This window comes from Massilia sp. FBCC-B171, from assembly GCF_059134155.1.
In genome coordinates, this window is the sequence record NZ_CP101443.1 from 4,112,633 (window position 1) to 4,131,434 (window position 18,802).

Annotated in this window: 24 protein-coding genes; 22 read left to right on the forward strand and 2 right to left on the reverse strand. The window is 65.7% G+C overall.

What is annotated here, in order from left to right; all coding sequences use genetic code 11:
- Window positions 1-7 precede the first annotated feature (7 nt).
- Genes fliS through NMB41_RS18725 form a run of 10 tightly spaced genes read left to right on the forward strand, consistent with a single transcriptional unit; the run spans window position 8 to window position 6,465 of the window.
- Complete coding sequence (gene fliS, locus NMB41_RS18680) at window positions 8-397, forward strand: flagellar export chaperone FliS (protein ID WP_494379298.1); 390 nt, start codon at window positions 8-10, stop codon at window positions 395-397.
- Window positions 390-707: a hypothetical protein gene (locus tag NMB41_RS18685; RefSeq protein ID WP_494379299.1), complete on the forward strand. Its 318-nt coding sequence runs from the start codon at window positions 390-392 to the stop codon at window positions 705-707. The genes fliS and NMB41_RS18685 overlap by 8 nt, the downstream gene beginning before the upstream one ends.
- Window positions 704-1,864 carry a flagellar hook-length control protein FliK gene (locus NMB41_RS18690; RefSeq protein ID WP_494379300.1) on the forward strand — a complete coding sequence of 387 codons (1,161 nt, stop codon included), beginning with the start codon at window positions 704-706 and terminating at the stop codon, window positions 1,862-1,864. The genes NMB41_RS18685 and NMB41_RS18690 overlap by 4 nt, the downstream gene beginning before the upstream one ends.
- Window positions 1,865-1,880: 16 nt before the next feature.
- On the forward strand, window positions 1,881-2,357 hold the full coding sequence (locus tag NMB41_RS18695) for a flagellar basal body-associated FliL family protein (protein ID WP_494379301.1): 477 nt from the start codon (window positions 1,881-1,883) through the stop codon (window positions 2,355-2,357).
- 14 nt (window positions 2,358-2,371) lie between these two features.
- Window positions 2,372-3,121, forward strand: coding sequence for a FliA/WhiG family RNA polymerase sigma factor (locus tag NMB41_RS18700; RefSeq protein ID WP_494379302.1), 750 nt, complete (start codon window positions 2,372-2,374; stop codon window positions 3,119-3,121).
- A gap of 43 nt (window positions 3,122-3,164) precedes the next feature.
- Window positions 3,165-4,076 carry a flagellar motor stator protein MotA gene (gene motA / locus NMB41_RS18705; RefSeq protein ID WP_494379303.1) on the forward strand — a complete coding sequence of 304 codons (912 nt, stop codon included), beginning with the start codon at window positions 3,165-3,167 and terminating at the stop codon, window positions 4,074-4,076.
- Between the two features lie 3 nt (window positions 4,077-4,079).
- A complete protein-coding gene (locus tag NMB41_RS18710) occupies window positions 4,080-5,027 on the forward strand; it encodes a flagellar motor protein MotB (RefSeq protein ID WP_494379304.1) in 948 nt (315 codons plus the stop codon).
- A gap of 34 nt (window positions 5,028-5,061) precedes the next feature.
- The gene (flgM, locus tag NMB41_RS18715; RefSeq protein WP_494379305.1) at window positions 5,062-5,337 is read left to right on the forward strand and encodes a flagellar biosynthesis anti-sigma factor FlgM; all 276 of its coding nucleotides are present in this window, start codon (window positions 5,062-5,064) and stop codon (window positions 5,335-5,337) included.
- Between the two features lie 5 nt (window positions 5,338-5,342).
- On the forward strand, window positions 5,343-5,762 hold the full coding sequence (gene flgN / locus NMB41_RS18720; protein ID WP_494379306.1) for a flagellar export chaperone FlgN: 420 nt from the start codon (window positions 5,343-5,345) through the stop codon (window positions 5,760-5,762).
- On the forward strand, window positions 5,749-6,465 hold the full coding sequence (locus NMB41_RS18725; RefSeq protein ID WP_494379307.1) for a glucosaminidase domain-containing protein: 717 nt from the start codon (window positions 5,749-5,751) through the stop codon (window positions 6,463-6,465). The genes flgN and NMB41_RS18725 overlap by 14 nt, the downstream gene beginning before the upstream one ends.
- Here NMB41_RS18725 and flgA read toward each other — a convergent pair.
- Window positions 6,455-7,165: a flagellar basal body P-ring formation chaperone FlgA gene (gene flgA, locus NMB41_RS18730; protein WP_494379308.1), complete on the reverse strand. Its 711-nt coding sequence runs from the start codon at window positions 7,163-7,165 to the stop codon at window positions 6,455-6,457. The two genes, NMB41_RS18725 and flgA, sit on opposite strands and share 11 nt — an antisense overlap.
- Before the next feature lie 72 nt (window positions 7,166-7,237).
- Here flgA and flgB point away from each other — a divergent pair, with 72 nt between their 5' ends.
- The 12 genes from flgB to NMB41_RS18790 all read left to right on the forward strand — a co-directional run bounded on the left by flgB (window position 7,238) and on the right by NMB41_RS18790 (window position 16,962).
- Complete coding sequence (gene flgB / locus NMB41_RS18735; RefSeq protein ID WP_494379309.1) at window positions 7,238-7,597, forward strand: flagellar basal body rod protein FlgB; 360 nt, start codon at window positions 7,238-7,240, stop codon at window positions 7,595-7,597.
- A gap of 4 nt (window positions 7,598-7,601) precedes the next feature.
- Complete coding sequence (flgC, locus tag NMB41_RS18740; RefSeq protein ID WP_494379310.1) at window positions 7,602-8,006, forward strand: flagellar basal body rod protein FlgC; 405 nt, start codon at window positions 7,602-7,604, stop codon at window positions 8,004-8,006.
- A 2-nt stretch (window positions 8,007-8,008) separates the two neighbouring features.
- Window positions 8,009-8,680 carry a flagellar hook capping FlgD N-terminal domain-containing protein gene (locus NMB41_RS18745; protein ID WP_494379311.1) on the forward strand — a complete coding sequence of 224 codons (672 nt, stop codon included), beginning with the start codon at window positions 8,009-8,011 and terminating at the stop codon, window positions 8,678-8,680.
- Between the two features lie 18 nt (window positions 8,681-8,698).
- A complete protein-coding gene (locus NMB41_RS18750; RefSeq protein ID WP_494379312.1) occupies window positions 8,699-9,886 on the forward strand; it encodes a flagellar hook protein FlgE in 1,188 nt (395 codons plus the stop codon).
- Window positions 9,887-9,900: 14 nt separating this feature from the next.
- The gene (locus NMB41_RS18755; RefSeq protein ID WP_494379313.1) at window positions 9,901-10,626 is read left to right on the forward strand and encodes a flagellar basal body rod protein FlgF; all 726 of its coding nucleotides are present in this window, start codon (window positions 9,901-9,903) and stop codon (window positions 10,624-10,626) included.
- A gap of 31 nt (window positions 10,627-10,657) precedes the next feature.
- Entirely contained in the window at window positions 10,658-11,443 is a 786-nt protein-coding gene (gene flgG / locus NMB41_RS18760) for a flagellar basal-body rod protein FlgG (protein ID WP_494379314.1), read from the forward strand.
- 29 nt (window positions 11,444-11,472) lie between these two features.
- Window positions 11,473-12,099: a flagellar basal body L-ring protein FlgH gene (flgH, locus tag NMB41_RS18765; protein ID WP_494379315.1), complete on the forward strand. Its 627-nt coding sequence runs from the start codon at window positions 11,473-11,475 to the stop codon at window positions 12,097-12,099.
- Window positions 12,100-12,111: 12 nt separating this feature from the next.
- Window positions 12,112-13,236 carry a flagellar basal body P-ring protein FlgI gene (locus NMB41_RS18770; protein WP_494379316.1) on the forward strand — a complete coding sequence of 375 codons (1,125 nt, stop codon included), beginning with the start codon at window positions 12,112-12,114 and terminating at the stop codon, window positions 13,234-13,236.
- Entirely contained in the window at window positions 13,236-13,580 is a 345-nt protein-coding gene (locus NMB41_RS18775; protein ID WP_494379317.1) for a rod-binding protein, read from the forward strand. The genes NMB41_RS18770 and NMB41_RS18775 overlap by 1 nt, the downstream gene beginning before the upstream one ends.
- Before the next feature lie 61 nt (window positions 13,581-13,641).
- Entirely contained in the window at window positions 13,642-15,012 is a 1,371-nt protein-coding gene (gene flgK / locus NMB41_RS18780) for a flagellar hook-associated protein FlgK (RefSeq protein WP_494379318.1), read from the forward strand.
- A gap of 9 nt (window positions 15,013-15,021) precedes the next feature.
- Complete coding sequence (flgL, locus tag NMB41_RS18785) at window positions 15,022-15,933, forward strand: flagellar hook-associated protein FlgL (RefSeq protein WP_494379319.1); 912 nt, start codon at window positions 15,022-15,024, stop codon at window positions 15,931-15,933.
- Between the two features lie 3 nt (window positions 15,934-15,936).
- The gene (locus tag NMB41_RS18790; protein WP_494379320.1) at window positions 15,937-16,962 is read left to right on the forward strand and encodes a hypothetical protein; all 1,026 of its coding nucleotides are present in this window, start codon (window positions 15,937-15,939) and stop codon (window positions 16,960-16,962) included.
- Here NMB41_RS18790 and NMB41_RS18795 read toward each other — a convergent pair.
- Window positions 16,959-18,716 carry an ABC transporter ATP-binding protein gene (locus NMB41_RS18795; protein WP_494379321.1) on the reverse strand — a complete coding sequence of 586 codons (1,758 nt, stop codon included), beginning with the start codon at window positions 18,714-18,716 and terminating at the stop codon, window positions 16,959-16,961. The two genes, NMB41_RS18790 and NMB41_RS18795, sit on opposite strands and share 4 nt — an antisense overlap.
- Window positions 18,717-18,802 lie beyond the last annotated feature (86 nt).

Consider the following 18,802-nt stretch of genomic DNA (forward strand, 5'->3'; position numbering starts at 1 on the left):
CATAGCCATGTCCTATCAAGAAGCCTACGGCAATTATCACGCTGTCAACCTCGACTCGCAGACCTCGCGCGCAACACCGGTCGAGCTCGTTTTGCTGCTGACCGACGGCCTGCTCGACGAGCTGGCGCGCGTGCGCGGCCACATCGTCGGCAAGCGTTACGAACAAAAGGCGGTCGGCATCGACAAATGCTGCGAAATCATCAACGGCCTGTCGAGCTCGCTCGACTTCGAGAGCGGCGGCGAAACGGTCGTCAACCTGGCCAACCTGTACGACTTCTGCTCGTCGCGCCTGCAAGGCGCCGGCATCAAGATGGATCCGGCCATGGTCGACGAAGTGGTCGGCGTGCTGACGACGATTCGCCAGGGCTGGCAAGGCGTCCAGGAACGCAATGCCTAGGAGCGCTGCAATCGGCAAGCTGGCCGCCGCCTTCACCGAAGCCGGCGCCGCAAGCGACTGGGAGCGCCTGGGCGCACTGGCCCGGGCGCTGGCGCCGCAGTTGTCGGCGCTCGGCGAACGTGGTGCGTGGAGCCGCACTGAGCTGGCCGCACTGGCGCAGTTGCGCGCGGCCCACGACGGCGCCGCTGCAGCCTGCGCCGACGCGCTGGAACTGCTCGCCGCTCGCCTGGCCGACATGCGTCACAACAAGGATGGCTGGATCGCATATGCGCTCTCCGGCGACACCGAACTGGCCGGACAACAAGAATGAACCTGAACCTGACGAACCTGAACCAGCCGGCGCAGCCTGCCAAGACCGCAGCGCCGGCCGCAAACGATGCCGCCGCACCTGTCGCGCCTGACGCGGCTGCTGGTGCCGCACCGGCACCGGAGGCCGCGGCCCAGACCTTGGCCGCGGCCCAGCCTGCGCTCGCATTCGCCCAGTGGCTCGGCCTGGAGCAGCTGGTACCTGTGAACGTACAAGCCACTGCCGCTAGCGCCGCGCCGGATGCCGCGCCTGTCGACGCCGAGGCCCCGGCCGACGAGCAGCAGCACCATGCCGACGCCCCCCTGCTGGGTGCGATGTCGATGTCGATGCCGCTGATGCCGGTTGCACAAGCGACGCTGGCCGCCGTCGTCGCCGCGCTGCCGGGCGTACCGAACGCAAAAGAATCGGCGCCGGCCGCCGATACCGGGATTTCGCTGCCGCTTCGTGACGCGACGCAGGGCCGTGAAGGCCGCGCCGAACAGGCCGCCGCCCCGGCAGCCCTGCCGCTGGCCGACACGCCGCTCCAGGCAGCGCCGTCGGCGGCGCCGAAGGCCGCTGCCGCGGCGCTGCCGATGCCGGCAGAGACGCAGGCAGCGCGCGCCGACGCGCCGCAAGACCAGGCGGCGCCGAACACCGAGCGTGCTGCCTCGAATACCGCCGGCATTGCCGCGCCGGCAGCGGCCGCCAGCCAGCGCACGGCCGACACCGTGACGCTGTCGGGTCCACCGACGGCATGGCGCCAGACCCTGCAGGAAGCGCTCGGCGAGCGCTTGCAGCTCCAGGTCGGCAAGAACGCCGAGCAGGCCGTGATCCGCCTCGAGCCGCCGATGCTGGGCAAGGTCGAGATCGCGATCCGCCACAGCGCCGGTTCGCTCGAGGTGCATATCTCGGCAACCCACGGCGAAGTGCTGCGCCAGTTGCAGAGCGTGAGCGAAAACCTGCGCAACGACCTGGCCCAGCGCCAGTTCAGCGACGTCTCGGTCAACGTGGCGCCGGCACCGCGCGCCGCCAACGGGGCGCCGATGTTCGCCGGCGGCGAAGGACGCGGCCGCCAGCAGGATGGACGTCAACCAGAACAAGACCCGGGCAATGCCCTGGCCGAAGCGAATACCGGCAACGCCCCGTTCTCGCTGAACGGACGCGGCCAGGGCCGCAGCTAATTAATAGATCGAAACCATGAACAGCAAGCTCAAGATGATTCTCGGCGTGTTCGCCGTCGTGTTGGTCGCTGCCGGTGCAGCCGGCGGCGCCATGTGGTGGATGAAGTCGCAGGAAGCGCCGCATGGCGCGCAGCTGGCGGCCAAGGCGGCGCCGAAGAAGGAAAAGTCGGATGTACCGCTCAAATACGTCACGCTCGACAAGGTGATCGTGATGCTGCGCCGCGCGCCCAACGAGACGACGACCCATTACATGTCGACCGACCTGGTGCTGGCCACCGATGCCAAGGGCGAGAAGCCGACCAAGGAACACCTGCCGCTGCTGCGCGCGATTGCCGTGCGTTCGCTGTCGTCTCTCACGCTGGCGCAAGCCTCGAGCATGACGGTCGAGCAGGTCGCCGCGCAACTGAACAACACCTTTGATGCCAATTATGCCAGCGAAGAACGGGAAAAACCGTTCGGCGAAGTCATGATCGGCAAGCTGATCGTCGAATAACGCCTGGGGACCACGTGGCCTTTTCAGACAACTACGCCGACTACGCCGATAGCTCCGGTGCCAGCGAATACCACGGTGCGTCCGTGGCCGCCGGCATGAGCGCGCGCGAAGAGCAGCAGCACCTGGTGGCGTACACGCCGCTGGTCAAACGCATCGTGCGCCAGTTGAATTCGCAGGTATCGGGCGTGATGTCGCGTGAGGACATGGAGCAGATCGGCCTCATGGGCCTGCTCGAAGCCCTGCGCCGCTACGGCGCGCCCGACACCGGCTTCGGCAGCTTCGCCTCGCTACGCATCCGCGGCGCCATCCTCGACGAGCTGCGCCGCCAGGACTGGCGTCCGCGCACCGTGCGCCAGGATGCGCACCGCGTGCGTGACGCCCTGCGCGCCCTCACCCGCAACCTAGGGCGCGAACCGACTCCGGAGGAAGCGGCCGATTCGCTCGGCATCACCCAGGAAGCCTATTACCAGCACCTGCTCGACGACGGCGCCGAGGAAATGCTCAGCTTCGACGAAGTGCTGCAGGAAGCCACGGACCAGGCCAACAGCACGGCCGGCCCGGAGGAGGCCTTCATGGTGCGGCGCAGCCTGGAACAGGCACTGGGCGCGCTGTCCGAACGCGAGCAGCGCGTGATCCAGATGATTTACGAGTTCGAACTGAGCTACAAGGAAATCGCCGCCGTGCTCGACCTGTCCGACGCCCGCGTCTGCCAGCTCAACAAGAGCGCGCTCAGCAAGATGAAAGCGGCCCTCGGGGCCCGTTGAAAAGAAAAGAAACAATCATGATCTTCATCCAGAAAGGCCAGTCATGCAGCAATTCCTAGGTTTATTCATCGTGCTCGGCTCCGTCTTCGGCGGCTTTGCACTGATGGGCGGCACGGTCACTGCGATCTGGCACCCGATCGAGATCCTGATCATCGTCGGCGCCGCCTTCGGCGCCCTCGTGATCGGCAACGAAAAGCACGTGCTGGCGGAAATGGCGCACCAGCTGAAAAAGATCGCGTCGCGTAAAAAACACGATTCCGAATTCCAGCGTCAGCTGCTGCTGTTGATGTACGAACTGCTGCAACTGGCCGCCGGCGGCCTGAAGGCACTCGACGCCCACGTCGAAGCGCCGCGCGAGAGCGCGATCTTCCAGCGCTACCCGCGCATCCTGGACGAGCCGAAGCTGCTGGCTTTCATCGTCGACAACTTCCGCCTGATGGCGATGGGCAAGATCAACGCCCACGAACTGGAAGGCGTGCTCGAGCAGGAACTGGAAGCGATTCATGAAGAACTCATGCAGCCGTCGAAGTCGCTGCATAAAATCGCCGAAGCCATGCCGGGCTTCGGCATCCTGGCCGCGGTTCTCGGCATCGTGATGGCGATGTATTCGGTATCGGAAGGCGCCGATTCGGGCGCGATCGCGGAAAAAGTCGGCGCGGCGATGGTCGGTACCTTCATCGGCATCTTCTTCTGCTACGGCCTGCTCGACCCGATTTCGAACATGATGAAGCAGCTCGTCAACGGCGAAGCGGCGACCATGGAAACCGTGAAAGTCGTGCTGTGCACCCACGTGGCCGGCAAACCTGCCCTGCTCGCGATCGATGCCGGCCGCCGCCTGATCCAGCTGAACACGAAGCCGAGCTTCGCCCAGCTGGAACAATGGATCAACGCAATGGGCGGCGACGACGAATCGCAGAACAAGCGGCGCCGCAACAGCGATCGCATGACGGGGTAAACAGTGTCCAAGCTGAACGACAAGCACCACGAGCAGACCATCATCAAGCGTGGCGGCGGCAAGCACGACCACGACGAGCACGGCGGCGCCTGGAAAGTCGCGTTCGCTGACTTTTGCCTGGCCCTGCTGTCGTTGTTCCTGGTGCTGTGGCTGATGGCCGCGCGCGAAAAGGAAGCGATCCAGAACATGACGAAGGACGCCGCCGCCGGCCAGCTCGAGGGCCCGGGTAACCGTCCCGAAATCGCGACCGCCCCGCGCGGCAGCCTGATCGAGCGCTTCCCGACGCAGCATGACGGCATCGGGCCCGCCCAGGGCACGGGCGCGACGAGCGACACGCGCGTCTCCTACGATTCGCCCGCCGACCTGGACAAGCTGTCGAAGAAGCTGGAAAAGATGAGCGAAGACGCGGGCCTGGCGGCCAACCTGCAATCGGAAATCACGCCCTACGGCCTGCGCGTGATGCTGCACGATACCGACCGCCAGGGCATGTTCATGCGCGGCAGCGCGCTGCCGACCGGGCGTTTCGCGCGCCTGCTGCAGAAGATGGCGCCGCTGTTCGCGCAGATGGAAAACCAGATGCTGATCGTCGGCCACACCGACTCGGTGCAGTACATGTTTGCCGAGAAGACCGGCATGTCGAACTGGTCGCTGTCCTCGAACCGCGCGATGGCGGCACGCGCCCAGCTGCTTCAGGGCGGCATGCGCAACGACAGCGTGCTGCAGGTGGTCGGCATGGCCGACCGCGCGCCGCTCGACGCCAAGCGTACCGATGCCGGCATCAACCGCCGCATCGAACTGATGATCCTGACGCGCGCCCAATCGCGCTCGGTGGCGGCGATGTTCGGCGCACCGGGCGCCACCGAGGCGCTGCTCGACGGCGTGTCGGTCAGCGCCCCCGGCGCCGGCAAGGCAGGCGATACGACAGCCCTGCGCGGCCAAATGGCGAAATAACATGACGATTCAATCGAAAACCCGAGGTAACCGCATGAAAATCACTGGAACCGGCGCTCCCACGATGACGCCTGCGATCGGCGGCGCTGCCGCCGGCGCGGCGCCTGCAGCCCCTGCCGCGGTCGCGGAAAGCAGCGCGCCGCTGCAGTCCGACGTGCTGCAGCCGGCCGCCAAGGCGCTGGCCGCCCTGCCCGATTTCGACGCCGCCCGCGTGGCTGAATTGCGCGACGCGCTGGCCAAGGGCGAGCTGCCCTTCGACGCTGGCCGTCTCGCCGGCCTGATCCAGCGCTTCCACGGCGGACGCGGATGAGCCGCATGACCCGTCAACAGGCGGTTTCCGCCCTGGCCGAGGGCATCGGCCAGGACCTGGACGCCGCCAACGCCATCCACGCCCTGCTCGAGCGCCAGTTCCAGGCCGCGCTGCGCCACCAGGGCGCTGAAATCGGCGCCCTGGCCGAGGAACTCGCACCGGCCCTGGACGCAATGGACGCGCGCCGCAACCAGCGCGTCGCCCTGGTGCGCGCACTGCACGGCCAGGACGGCACCATGAGCGCTTTCATCGCCGCCCAGACTGAACCTGGCCGCGCCAAACTGGCCGCCGCCTGGAGCGAACTGGAACGCCTGGTCGTGGCCTGCAAGCTGGCCACGACGCGCAACGGCAACCTGCTGGCGGAACAATTCACGGTCATGCAGCGCGTGCTGCACGGCGGAGACGGTACCTATGCGCCACGCTGATTTTTCGACCTCATCGATCTCGGCCACGCTGCCGGCCGCATCGACCCGGCCGACGGCCGCCATCGGCGGCGGCAGCGGCTTCGGCCGCGCATTTGCCGACGTCCAGGGCGAAGTCGCCGACTTCATCCAGAACGGCGGCGGCGCTTCGGTGCCCGACCTGACGCCCGAAGGCAGTCTCTGGCACGCACGCAGCGCGGCAGCGGTGCTGGGCGCGCCGGAAGCCGAGGGCTCGACCAGCGAAGAGCAGCAGGCATTCCTGGACAACATCGCGCCCTGGGCCAAGGAAGCGGCCGACAAGCTGGGCGTCGCACCCGAGCTGGTGCAGGCGCACGCCGCGCTCGAATCGGGCTGGGGCCAGCGCCCGATCCGCAACGCGGGCGGCGACAGCAGCCACAACCTGTTCGGCATCAAGGCCGGCGGCAAGTGGGATGGTGCGACCAGCGAGACGGCCACCACCGAATACGTGGGCGGCGCCGCGGTCAAAACCAGCGCCAGGTTCCGCGCCTATCCGGACGGCGCGGCCGCCTTCCGCGACTACGCCCAGATGCTGCTCGATAACCCGCGCTACAAGGGCGCGATCGGCGCCGGCAGCGACGCCAATGCGTTTGCCCAGGGCCTGGCAAAAGGCGGCTATGCCACCGACCCGGCCTACGCCGCCAAGCTGGCGCGCCTGGCCGGAAAACTGCAGGGATCTAACGGTTGAGGCGGGGCATATCGGTCGGTTCCACCGTGCCGGGTGCGGTGACGCGCATGCGCAGCGTCTGCCCGCTGGCGCTGTTCTTCACCCGGATCGTTGCACCTTTGGCACCGGCATCGAGCGCTTCGCCGGCCGTGCTGACTTCGATTCCCTCGATCCGCGCAATCATCACGACGGCGTCCCCCCGTTTGACCAGCACCGGTGCCGTTAGCGAACTGTTACGCAGAACGTCTCCAGCGCGCAACGATCTGCGGCTGGTTTGCCCTACAGCATCAATTGGAGCGACCACTGGGTCCGCAATGCTGGTAATGTCACGTTGCCCTACGGTAAGATGGGCGTCGGTAATCAATTCATTGGCAGCGAGCGGCGTCGCGATCACCACCACGGACGCGGAAATACGCGCCCGCACGATGTATTCCAGGCGGCTGGCCCCGGCCTGCGGACAGCGAACCGCAAAACGCATCCGGCTTGCCTGCCGGGTATCGAGTGTGTCGACCTCGACCGGTCCAGGGCAATGCGGGGCCACGCGCGGCGGCACCACGGTCAGCTCGAAGCGGGCGTCCGCGAGGCCCGAAGCCGCGGCCTGGGTTTCCAGCTGGGTGCGGGCAGCGTCCTCGACCTGGCTGGCGATGGACGGCGCAGCGAAGGCCGGCATGGATGCGAACACGATGGGCAGGACAAGAAAACGAGCGGCACGAACGGTCATTGCAAGAAACCTTGGCATTAAAGAGTTACCCATTCTAACGAAACAGACTGCAGTTCACGACGGAGATCGACCATGACGATTAATTTTAAGGACGCACTCGGCGTTCACGCGGATGCGCTGCAGGTGCGCGCCGAGCGAACCAAAGTGCTGGCCGCGAACATCGCCAACGAAAGCACGCCCAACTACAAGGCGCGCGACGTCGACTTCGGCGCCATGCTGCAGGAACGTGCGGATCTGGAAAACGGCGAGATGGCCATGCTGGACGCCGAAACCCTGTACCGCACCCCCTTCCACCCTAGCGCCGACGGCAATACCGTCGAAATCGGCGTCGAGCAGGCAGCCTTCTCGCAGAACGCCTCCGATTTCCAGACCAGCCTCACCTTCATCAACATGAAGCTGCGCGGTCTGGCCAGAGCCATCGACGGACGTTAATCATATGAGCTTCAAAGACATCTCGACTATCGCCGGCTCGGCGATGACGGCGCAGTCGGTGCGCCTGAACACGATCGCCTCGAACCTGGCCAACGCCGATACCGCCGCCCCCTCCGAAGCCGAAGCCTACCGCGCACGCAAGCCCGTCTTCGCCGCCGTCATGGAAAACGACGCCGGCGGCCGTGTGCAGGTACTCGACGTCGTGCAAAGCGCCGACCCGGTACGCAAGGTCTACGAGCCGGGCAACCCGCTGGCCAATGCCGAAGGCATGGTCGTCTATTCCAACGTGAACTCCGTGGCCGAAATGGCCGACATGATGTCCGCCTCGCGCGCCTTCGAAACCAATGTCGAAGTGCTGGGCCGGATCAAATCGATGCAGGCCTCCCTGCTGAAACTGGGCGAAGGCTGACCATGCTGACCAATAATTCCCTCGCAAGCGCGAACAACGGCGCCGCCGGTACCGGATCGGTGTCGGCCAGCGCGGACGTGAGCGCGACCAAGGACATGTTCACCAAGCTGCTCGTGGCCCAGATCCGCAACCAGGATCCGCTGGCCCCGTCCGACCCGAGCCAGTTCGTGAACCAGCTCTCGCAGCTGTCGCAGACCGAAGCGCTGCAAAGCCTCTCAAAAACCACCAGCGCCAGCGGCAGCGTCCTGCAAAGCCTGCAGGTACTGGCGATGGGCGGCCAGGTCGGCTCGCAAGTGACGGTCGCCACTGACCGTGTGCGCGTCGACGGCACGCCGCTGACCGGCAGCATCAGCCTGCCGTCCGCCGGCAGCGCCAACCTCGTGCTGACCGGCGCCGATGGCCAGAACCACAGCGTCGCCCTGCCCTTCCACAACGGCGGTGCACAAGCATTCACGATCGACCCGGTTGCGCTCGGCCTCGCGCCAGGCAGCTATGCGATCTCGGCCAAGACCGCCGAGGGCGCAGCCGTGGGCGTCGAAATCGCCGGCACGGTGAGCAGCGTGCGCCTGTCGGGGTCCGGTTCCGTTGTATTGCAGGTGGCTGGTGTCGGCGACGTCGACCCGTCCGCCATCACTGGTTTCAACGGCAAGGCCTCGTCGGTCGCCGCCAACTAAATATTCAAGGATTACGCCATGAGCTTTAACATCGCCCTCTCCGGTATCCAGGCCATCAACGAGCAGCTGGAAGCCGTTTCGAACAACATCGCCAACTCGAGCACCTACGGCTTCAAGAGCAGCCGCGCCAACTTCTCCGCCATGTACGCGGGCGAACAGGCGAACGGCGTCGCGGTCGGCTCGCTGACCCAGAATATCGGCACCAACGGTTCGGTCGAATCGACCGGCCGCTCGCTCGACGCCGCCATCGAAGGCCGCGGCTTCTTCGTGACCCGCGATTCGCAGGGCTCGATGTCGTACAGCCGCGTCGGCATCTTCGCCGCCGACAACGCCGGCAACCTGATCGACGCCGCCGGCCGCAAGGTGCAGGGCTATGGCCCGACCCTCAACGGCACGCTCGGCACCATGGGCGACATCAAGATCCCGACCGGCCAGATCGCGGCCAAGGCCTCGACCAGCGTGAAGTTCGTCGGCAACCTGTCGGCCGACTGGAAGCCAATTCCGGCCACCCCGGCCTTTAACGCCAACGACCCGGCCACTTACAACATGGTCAAGCAATCGGTCCTCTACGATTCGCTCGGCACCCAGCACACCGTGTCGCAGTACTTCGTCAAGACCGGCAGCAATGCCGTCACCGTGCACTACGGCTTCGACGGCGCGGCCCCGGCCGCCACCAAGGCCTTGAGCTTCGACTCGCTGGGCCAGATGCCGGCAGCGACCAACAGCGGCCCGCTGACCCTGACCCCGACCGGCGGCGCAGCCCCGATCACCTTCTCGGTCGACTACGCCGGCACCACCCAGTTCTCCGGCGAAGCGACCAGCACCACCAACAGCACCGACGGCTATGCTTCGGGCAACTACGTCGGCGTCGAGCTGGCGGCGGACGGTTCGGTCGTGGCGCGCTACAGCAACGAGCAAAAGCAGACCGTCGGCACCATCGCCCTCGCCACCTTCGGCAACGAAGGCGCCCTGACCGCCACCAGCGACACCAGCTGGGTGGCCAACGCCGCCTCGGGCCTGGCCCTGCTGGGCACCCCAGGCGCTGGCCTTGCGGGCAAACTCAATACCGGTGCGCTCGAAGGCTCGAACGTCGACATCACTTCGGAACTCGTCGGCCTGATGACTTCGCAGCGTAACTACCAGGCCAATTCGAAGGTCATCACGACCGAGAACCAGATGATGCAAGCCCTGATGCAGGCACTGTAAGCGGACAAGACGCCATGGATAAACTGATCTTCACCGCCGTCTCCGGCGCCGAGCACACGCTGCGTGCCCAGCAGGTCCACGCGAACAACCTGGCGAATATGGACACGCCGGGCTTTCGCGCCAACCTCGAACTGGTGACGACCCAGTCGCTCGGCGGCTACGGCTACGACGACGTGCACATGGCGAAAACCCAGGCCGACGCCATCTCGACCAAGCCCGGCACCGTGCGCGAGACCGGCCGTCCGCTGGACGTGGCGATCAACGGCAACGGCTATTTCGCGGTCGAATTCAACGGTGCCGAAGCTTACACCCGCGCCGGCGCGATCGACATCGACGCGAACGGCGCGCTGTCGGTGTCCGGTCGTCCGATCCTGGGCGAAGGCGGCCCGATCGTGCTGCCGCCCCACTCGGCAGTCGAAATCGGCAACGACGGCACGATCTCGGTGATGGCCGAAGGCGCGGCCACGATGCAGGTGATCGACAAGCTGCGCCTGGTGACCGGCGAAGGTCCGGAGCTGACCAAGAACGAAGCCGGCCTGATCGTCGCCCGCAATGGCGACCAGCTGCAGGCGGACGCCAACATCACCGTGCGCGGCCGCGCGCTCGAAGGCAGCAACGTGTCGGCCGTCGAAGAGATGGTCGCAACCATGGCCCTGAACCGCAGTTTCGAACTGCAGATGAAGCTGTTCCAGACTGGCGACAAGATGAATGAAGCGGGCAACCGCTTACTCGGCGCTTAATCAAGCCCGCCGACTACCCAAGGAGAATTTCATGAATCCAGCAATGTGGATCAGCAAGACCGGTGTTCAGGCGCAAGACGCCAAGCTGCAAGCCATCGCCAACAACCTGGCTAACGTGAATACGGTCGGCTTCAAGCGCGACCGCGTCGTGTTCGAAGACCTGCACTACCAGGTCGACGCCCAGCCGGGTGCGCAGAGCGCCGACAACACCGTCTCGAACGGCGTCCAGCTCGGTAACGGCACGCGCCTGGTCGGCACCCAGAAGGTGTTCACCAACGGTTCGCTGCAAACGACCAGCCAGCAGCTCGACGTCGCCATTTCCGGCAACGGCTTCCTGCAGGTGCGCCGCCCGAACGGCGACGCCGCCTTCACCCGCGCCGGCCAGCTGCAGATCGACGCCAACGGCACCCTGACCAATGCCCAGGGCCTGGCCCTCGTCCCCCAGATCACCGTGCCGAACAACGCCACCGCGATCACCATTGCTGAAAACGGCACCGTCTCGGCCACCGTGCCCGGCCAGTCCGCTCCGACCGAAATCGGCGCGCTCACGCTCACCGGTTTTGTCAATCCAGCCGGCCTGCTGGCCCTGGGCGAGAACCTGTTCGCGGAAACCGGCGCCAGCGGCGCGCCGACCGAAGGCCGTCCGGGCGATGGCGCACTCGGTAAACTCAAGCAAGGCGCTCTCGAAGGTTCGAACGTGCAGGTCGTCGAAGAAATGGTCGACATGATCGCCGCACAACGTACTTATGAGATGAATACCAAAGTGTTGTCGGCGGCTGACAATATGCTGCAATACCTGGCGCAGGCGGCCCGATAATGAACCGTTCTAGCCTTGCGGCAACTATCATGGCCTTGTTGCTGGTTGGCTGCGCCTCGCGCGCGCCAATCGCGGCAGCGCCGGATGAAGATGCCGTGCCGGTGACCCGCAACGTGCAGCGCGGCGTTTCGGGCGGCGTGTTCAGCAGCGATGCGCTGTCGCTGACTTCGGATGCGCGCGCTTACCGCGTCGGCGACGTGGTCACCGTGATCCTGCAGGAGACCACCCAGGCCAGCAAGCGTGCCGGGACCAGTTTCAGCAAGGGCTCGTCGGTGGGTGTTTCGCCGCTGGGCATGCTCGGCAAGACCTTTGCCAAGACCGCGATCGACGTCTCGGCCGACCGCAGCTTCACGGGCGATTCGACCAGCACCCAGCAAAACGCCCTGTCCGGCGCGCTGACCGTGATCGTGCAGGAAGTGCTGCCGAATGGCCTGCTGCGTGTGGCTGGCGAAAAGAACATGACCCTGAACCAGGGCGAGGAATTCGTCCGGTTGAAGGGTTATATACGCGCCGCCGATGTGGACGCCGACAACCAGGTGTCGTCGCTGCGCGTGGCCAATGCCCGCATCGCCTATTCGGCGAAAGGCGTGCTGGCCGATGCCAACTCGCCAGGCTGGCTGACCCGTTTCTTTACGGGCCCGTTCATGCCGTTCTAATCTAGGAAGAACATGATTCAGTTTCGAAGCACTGCCCTCGTTTCCCGTATCATATTTGCCGCCGCGCTCGGTCTTGCCGCGGCCGTGCCCGCGCAGGCCGCGCAGGCGCTGCGCAATCTGGTCAGCATCGAGGGTGTGCGCGAAAATCCCCTGGTCGGTTACGGCCTGGTGGTGGGCCTGAACGGTTCCGGCGACTCGACCCAGGTCAAGTTCGCCAGCCAGTCGGTCCTGAACATGTTGAAGCAGTTCGGCGTCAAGCTGCCTGAAGGCCAGGACGCCAAGAACAAGAACGTCGCCGCCGTGATGATCTCGGCCGTCTTCCCGCCAGGCTACCGCCGCGGCCAGGCGATCGACGTCACCGTCTCGTCGCTGGGCGACGCCAAAAGCCTGCGCGGCGGTACCCTCCTCATGACCCAGATGCGCGCGGCCGACAACGAAGTCTACGCGCTGGCCCAGGGCAACCTGGTGGTCGGCGGCCTGTCGGCTACCGGCAAGAGCGGCTCCTCGGTCACGGTAAACACCCCGACCACCGGCCGCATCCCGAACGGCGCCATGATCGAGCGCGAAATCGCCACCGATTTTTCGACCCGCCCGCAAGTGCTGCTGCGCCTGCGCCACCCGCATTTCGAAACCGCCACCAATGTGGTCGAAGCGATCAACCGCCGTTTCGGCCAGGTCGCGACCACCGCCGACGGCACCAGCGTCGAAGTCATCGCCCCGAGCAATCCGACCGAGCGCGTGGCCTTTGTCGCCAAGCTGTCAGCCCTGGTGGTCGAATCGGGCATCGAAGTGCCGAAAGTCGTCTTCAATTCGCGTACCGGCACCGTCGTCATCGCCGACGGCCTGCGCGTGAAATCGGCCGCCGTCACCCATGGCGCGCTGAAGGTCGTCATCTCCGAAAGCTCGAACGTCAGCCAGCCCGGCCCCCTCTCGCGCGGCCAGACCGCCGTCACGCCGCAGTCGCAATTGTCGGTGCAGCAGGGTTCGGGCCAGATGTTCAAGTGGCCGCCGGGCGCCAAGCTGCAAACGATCATCGACGTGGTCAACAGCCTGGGCGCCTCGCCCGACGACATCATGGCGATCCTGCAGGCCCTCGACCAGGCCGGCGCCATCGAAGGCGAACTGGTGGTGATCTGATGGACCGCGCCACGCCCCTGAACCCTTTCCTCGCCCAGCCCGGCGTCCTGAAACCGGATGCGGTGTCGCCCGCCGCGCTTGATGCCGCCCACGTGGCCCAGGCGACCAAGGCCGCGGTCGAGTTCGAAAGCTTCTTCATCTCGCAGATGTTGAAGGACATGCGCTCGACCACGCGCGAAATGGCCGACGAAGACAGCGTCTTCAAGGACAAGGTCAACCAGGACATGCAGGACATGGCCGACGGTCTCTTCTCCAAGCAGATGGCCGGCCAGCGTGCCTTTGGCGTGGCGGACGCAATCCTGCGCCAGCTGCTGCCCGCAAAAATTACTCCCGGCAACACTTAATAATTGCTGGTAACTGGTCGCCTGTTCAGTATAGGCCCCTAGTTTCTCGAGAAAGATCTCCATGACCATCATGACCAACGCCCTGTCGGGCGCGCTTGCTTCGCAGATGGCGCTGTCGGCCACCAGCCAGAACATCGCCAACCTGCAGACCAAGGGCTATACGCGCCAGGCCGCGCTGCTGTCGGCCGTCGGTGCCGACAACAGCGGCAAGGCCGTGGGCAATGGCGTGCAGGTCAGCTCGCTGCTGCGCTTCTCGGATGGCTATAAAAGCCAGCAAATGTGGCGCGCGGCGGCCGAAACCGGCCAGTATTCGCAGACCCAGCCCTACCTGACCCAGCTCGAACGCGTGATGGGCGACGATACGGCCAGCTTATCGAGCGCGGTCGACCAGTTCTTTTCCTCGCTCAACGCGGTCGCCGGCGACAACGCCACCTCGACCCCGCTGCGCCAGCAAGTGCTCACCGCGTCAAACCTGCTGGCCCAGCGCTTCAACAGCCTCAACAACGTCTACAACGCCCAGCAGCAGTCGGTCAGCCAGCAGCGTAGCGCCATCGTGGACTCGGCCAACACCAACATCGACAAGATCGCCGCCCTGAACGCCCGCATCACGCAAGCGAACGCGGTCGGCGCGCCGGCCTCGGCCCTGATCGACGCGCGCGACCTGGCGATCGACGAACTGAGCGGCCAGATGGCGCTGGAAGTGTCGGACCAGCCGGGCGGCGTGCGCGACGTTTCGCTGAAAACCGGCCAGGCCCTCGTGATCGGCAACGTCGCCGGCGACCTGAAGGCCATCGGCGGCGTCGGCGCCCAGACCTTCTCGCTCACCTTCGCCTCGACCACCTTCGGCCTCGATGCCGCGAAACTCGGCGGCCAGCTCGGTGGCCTGACCGTCTACGAACAGGACGTGCTGCGCCCGATGCAAAAAGGGACCGAAGACATCGCACGCCAGCTGTCCGAGAAGGTCAACACCCAGCTGACGGCCGGCTACGCGATGGACGGCACGGCCGGCAAAGCGCTGTTCACCTTCACGGCGGGCGCGACCAACATGCTCAACGTCGCCGCCAACTTCGAACCGACGGACCTGGCGTTTTCCAGCGACGGCACCCAGGGCGACACGGGCAACCTGCTCAAACTGGTGGGCATCAATGGCCAGACGATCAACGTCACCGGCCTGGGCAACGTGCTGATCTCCGACGCCGACACCCAGCTGGTCGGCAAACTCGGCGTCGTCAGCCAGCAGAACCAGGCGGCCCTGGCCACCGCCCAGACCATGCGCAGCCACGCGGTCGAAGACTGGCAGGCCACCAGCGGCGTGAACCAGGACGAGGAAGCCGTCAATCTCGTCGAATACCAGAACATGTACCAGGCCAACATGAAAGTCATGTCGGTCGCCAATTCCCTGTTCGACGCCACGCTGGCGATGATGGGTTAAGGAAGAATCATGCGCATCGCTACCGCCCAGTACCAGTCGAACATGAACCAGTCGCTCCAGCTGAACCAGGAGCGCCTCAGCAAGCTGACCCAGCAAATGGCCACCGGCAAACGCATCCAGGTGCCGTCGGACGACCCGGTCGACAACGTGCGCCTGTCGCGCCTGCAGCGCGAGGAAGCCGCGATTACCCAGTACCGCGACAACATCGCGTCGATCAAGATCCGCCTGTCGAAAAACGAAGGCTACCTCGGCGGCATGGTCAACGACATCGTCGCCGGCCGCGACCTGCTCGTCTGGGCACTCGACGGCAGCAACACGCCGGCCGACCTGCAGGCAATGGCCAGCCCGCTCCAGGCATTGCGCGACAGCCTGCTGTTCAGCGCCAATACCGTCGACCAGGAAGGCCGCTACGTCTTCTCGGGCACCAAGACCTCGACCGCGCCGATTGCCTATGACGCGACCGCCGCCGTGGGCGCGCGCTACAGCTACGCCGGCAACACCAACGAGCAGCGCGTCGTAGTCGGCAATGGCCTGACCCAGGTCGCGAACGACAACATGAAGGGCATGGAGCAGCTGCTCAACCGCCTCGACGCGACCATCGCCAAGCTGGCCGACCCTGCCCTGAACGTCAACGACCCCGCCACCCGCACGGTGCTGGAAGCGAACCTGGTCGGTTTCGACGGGGCGCTGAACATGGTGACGAGCAAGATCGCCGTCCTCGGCGGCAAGCAGAACATCCTCGACACGCTCGACACGAATCATGGTAACGTCAGCCTCTCGAACCAGATGGCCATCACGGACATCGGCCAGCTCGACATGGGCAAGGCCGCGACCGAACTCAATGGCTACTCGACTGCCCTGCAAGCCACCTACAAGGCATACGGCCGGATCGGCACCCTGTCCCTGTTCTCCGCACTGTAATCGATGAACACCACCCTGCGCACCGCCCCCGCCCCGCTTCCAGTCAACACAACGGTCAACACCGGCGCCGCAAAAAGCGCGCCGGCGCTGGTGCGCGCCCAGCCCCAGCAAGAGCCCGACGCCGTCGGCATACGCCAGTCGGTGCGCCCCGCGCCCCACACGGCACTGCGCCGCAACCAGGGCAACTGGGACACGCGCCTGCAAAGCGACGTCGCCAGCGCCCAGCAGGCGCGCGACTACCTGAACCAGGTCGCCTCCCAGCTCGAATCGGTGAAGGCGGCCCTCTCGGCCAAGATCGCCGGCATGAAGAGCGGCGCGCGCGACCTCGAGGCGCGTGCCCGCCAGCTCGGCGCGACCATTGCCGCGCGCGGCGCCCAGGCCGGCGGCTCGGTCGACGCCCAGCTGTCCTTCTCCGACGGCATACCGGCGCAGCAGCGCTTTCGCATCACGGGCCTCGACACCGCCATGCTGCAGGCGGCCGCGCCCGTGTCGCTGGCCTTCTCGGTCGGCGGCGCCGGCGGCCCGCAGCTGTCGGCTGCCTTCGAAGCGGACATGACGCAGGAACAGATCGCTGCGCGCCTGGACCGCACCCTGGCGCCGGTCAACGTGCGCGCCGGCCTCGACAACCAGGGCCGTATCGAATTCATGACGCCGGAAGCGAACTGGCCGCAGGTGCGCGACAGCATCGCCATCTCGGGCCGCGGACGTGTGGCCACCGAGACCGTCGCGCCCCAGGTCAACCTCCAGGACGTCGGCAGCGGCAACGCCGACGCATTGCGCCAGAGCCTGCGCGAAGTCGTGCAGGCCCTGGAACGCGTGCGCCGCTCGCAGGACGCCGCCAGCGCGGCCCTGAGCGCGGCCACGCTGCGCGCGGCGCAATCGGAACTGACAGCCGAGGATCTCGCGCTCGGCGCGCAGGATTTCGCTTCGACGGCGGCGAGCCACGATTACGAGTCGCTGCTGGCGATTACCTCGGCGCTGGTGGGCGTGAGCCGCGAGCGCGTGTTGGCACTGCTCGGGATACGCTAGGCGTCAACGCCGGCAGGCGCCGGCCGCTCCCCGATCTGCTGGCGCCACATCGCGTAATACAATCCCCTCACCTCGAGCAGCTGCGCATGCGTCCCGCTCTCGACGATCACACCCTTTTCCAGCACAAAAATCGTATCGGCATGCATCACGGTCGAGAGCCGGTGCGCGATCAGGATCGTCATCTGCGCCGCCCGCCGTGAGATCTCGCGTACCGTGTTCGTGATCTGCTCCTCGGTGATCGAATCGAGCGCCGACGTGGCCTCGTCGAAAATCAGCAGCGCCGGTTCGCGCACCAGCGCGCGCGCGATCGACAGGCGCTGCTTCTCCCCGCCCGAGAGTTTCATCCCGCGCTCGCCGATGACCGTGTCCAGCCCTTCGGGCGAACGCTCGAGCAGATAGGCGCAGGACGCCTTCTCCATGGCCGCCACAATTTCCTCATCGGTCGCGTCCGTTTTTACGAAGCGGATGTTCTCGCGTATCGTCCCCGCGAACAGGTAGGTTTCCTGCGTCACGAACCCGATCTGGCGCCGCACCCGGTTGTAGCGCAGGTCGGTCGTGCGCACGCCGTTGTACGAGACCTCCCCCGCGTTCGGCGTGTACAGGCCCACCAGCAGTTTTACCAGCGTCGACTTGCCCGAGCCGGAAGGCCCGACGAAGGCGATCGTCTGTCCCAGCGTGGCCGAGAACGAAACGCCGCCCAGCGCATCCTCCTGCGCCCCCTTGTGGCGAAAGCGTACCTCATCGAATTTCAATTCGGTCAGCGGCCCGATCTCGACCGGATCAGGCGGGCGCCGCTCCACCGGCTTGTCCATCAGCGTCTTGAAGTTCAGGAGCGACGCCTCGGCTTCGCGGTGCGCGAGAATGATGTTGCCCAGCTCCTGCAGCGGCGCGAAGATCGACACCGAAATGAACTGCATCGCGATCAGTTCACCCGTTGTGAGCACGTCGCGGAAAATCAGCCACAAGAGCGCAAACAGGATCGCCAGCTTCAATAAACTCAGCGTCGAACCTTGCAGGAAGGAGAGCAGCCGGATCCGCTTTACCTTTTCCATCTCGAGCGCGAAGATGGCGTCGGTCTGGCTGCGCAGGCGTCGGATCTCCGGAAAGGTCAGCCCCAGGCTTTTAATCAGTTCGATATTGCGCAGCGACTCGGTGATGAAGCCGGAGTTGCGGTTCGTCTCGCGTGTAATCGAGCGCTGCTGGGTCTTGATCTCGCGGCTCAGCAAACCCGTGAGCCCGCCCAGCACGACTACTCCCACCAGGAACACGGGCACCAGCAGCCAGTGCTTGTTGATCGCATACCAGGCCAGGAAGGTGACGCCGACCAGGGCCGCAAAGGCCGTATTGATGAAGGTGTTGATCAGGCGCTCGCTGTCGGCGCGCACCTTCTGCAACAAGGAGAGCATTTCGCCGCTGCGCAGGTCTTCGAACTCCTGGAATTTCAACCGTAATAAATGCCGCAAGCCGTCGTTGAAGATGGCCACGCCGAGCTTTTGCACGACCAGGCGCGTCACGTATTCCTGCAAGGCTTTCGCCAGGCGCGAGAGCACCGCCACCAGCACGGCAATCCCGAGCAGGCGCATCACGCGCGGCATCAGCTCGGCGTCGGGCAGGCGCGGGCCGTTCACGAGGTCGATGATGGTGCCGAAGATGATCGGGTCGACCAGGGCCAGGATCTGGGCGGTGGCGGCGAAGAGCAGGGCCAGCAGGCCCAGGCGCCAGTGCGGTTTGAGGTAGGTCCAGAGGATGCGCATGGGGGCATCTTAGCAATCCCGAACGAATGCCCGCACACGGATGAGACGGGCACCGGGCGCCGGAACGAAAAAAACCGCTGCCCGCA

Coding starts and splice junctions, on each gene's coding strand:
- flgH (WP_494379315.1), top strand. CDS start 11,473: ATGGCCTTGTTGCTGGTTGGCTGCGCCTCGCGCGCGCCAATCGCGGCA.
- flgB (WP_494379309.1), top strand. CDS start 7,238: ATGACGATTAATTTTAAGGACGCACTCGGCGTTCACGCGGATGCGCTG.
- NMB41_RS18775 (WP_494379317.1), top strand. CDS start 13,236: ATGGACCGCGCCACGCCCCTGAACCCTTTCCTCGCCCAGCCCGGCGTC.
- flgN (WP_494379306.1), top strand. CDS start 5,343: ATGACCCGTCAACAGGCGGTTTCCGCCCTGGCCGAGGGCATCGGCCAG.
- NMB41_RS18695 (WP_494379301.1), top strand. CDS start 1,881: ATGAACAGCAAGCTCAAGATGATTCTCGGCGTGTTCGCCGTCGTGTTG.
- NMB41_RS18750 (WP_494379312.1), top strand. CDS start 8,699: ATGAGCTTTAACATCGCCCTCTCCGGTATCCAGGCCATCAACGAGCAG.
- NMB41_RS18755 (WP_494379313.1), top strand. CDS start 9,901: ATGGATAAACTGATCTTCACCGCCGTCTCCGGCGCCGAGCACACGCTG.
- motA (WP_494379303.1), top strand. CDS start 3,165: ATGCAGCAATTCCTAGGTTTATTCATCGTGCTCGGCTCCGTCTTCGGC.
- flgK (WP_494379318.1), top strand. CDS start 13,642: ATGACCATCATGACCAACGCCCTGTCGGGCGCGCTTGCTTCGCAGATG.
- flgM (WP_494379305.1), top strand. CDS start 5,062: ATGAAAATCACTGGAACCGGCGCTCCCACGATGACGCCTGCGATCGGC.
- flgA (WP_494379308.1), bottom strand. CDS start 7,165: ATGACCGTTCGTGCCGCTCGTTTTCTTGTCCTGCCCATCGTGTTCGCA.
- NMB41_RS18770 (WP_494379316.1), top strand. CDS start 12,112: ATGATTCAGTTTCGAAGCACTGCCCTCGTTTCCCGTATCATATTTGCC.
- flgL (WP_494379319.1), top strand. CDS start 15,022: ATGCGCATCGCTACCGCCCAGTACCAGTCGAACATGAACCAGTCGCTC.
- NMB41_RS18795 (WP_494379321.1), bottom strand. CDS start 18,716: ATGCGCATCCTCTGGACCTACCTCAAACCGCACTGGCGCCTGGGCCTG.
- NMB41_RS18685 (WP_494379299.1), top strand. CDS start 390: ATGCCTAGGAGCGCTGCAATCGGCAAGCTGGCCGCCGCCTTCACCGAA.
- fliS (WP_494379298.1), top strand. CDS start 8: ATGTCCTATCAAGAAGCCTACGGCAATTATCACGCTGTCAACCTCGAC.
- flgC (WP_494379310.1), top strand. CDS start 7,602: ATGAGCTTCAAAGACATCTCGACTATCGCCGGCTCGGCGATGACGGCG.
- NMB41_RS18725 (WP_494379307.1), top strand. CDS start 5,749: ATGCGCCACGCTGATTTTTCGACCTCATCGATCTCGGCCACGCTGCCG.
- NMB41_RS18790 (WP_494379320.1), top strand. CDS start 15,937: ATGAACACCACCCTGCGCACCGCCCCCGCCCCGCTTCCAGTCAACACA.
- NMB41_RS18690 (WP_494379300.1), top strand. CDS start 704: ATGAACCTGAACCTGACGAACCTGAACCAGCCGGCGCAGCCTGCCAAG.
- NMB41_RS18745 (WP_494379311.1), top strand. CDS start 8,009: ATGCTGACCAATAATTCCCTCGCAAGCGCGAACAACGGCGCCGCCGGT.
- flgG (WP_494379314.1), top strand. CDS start 10,658: ATGAATCCAGCAATGTGGATCAGCAAGACCGGTGTTCAGGCGCAAGAC.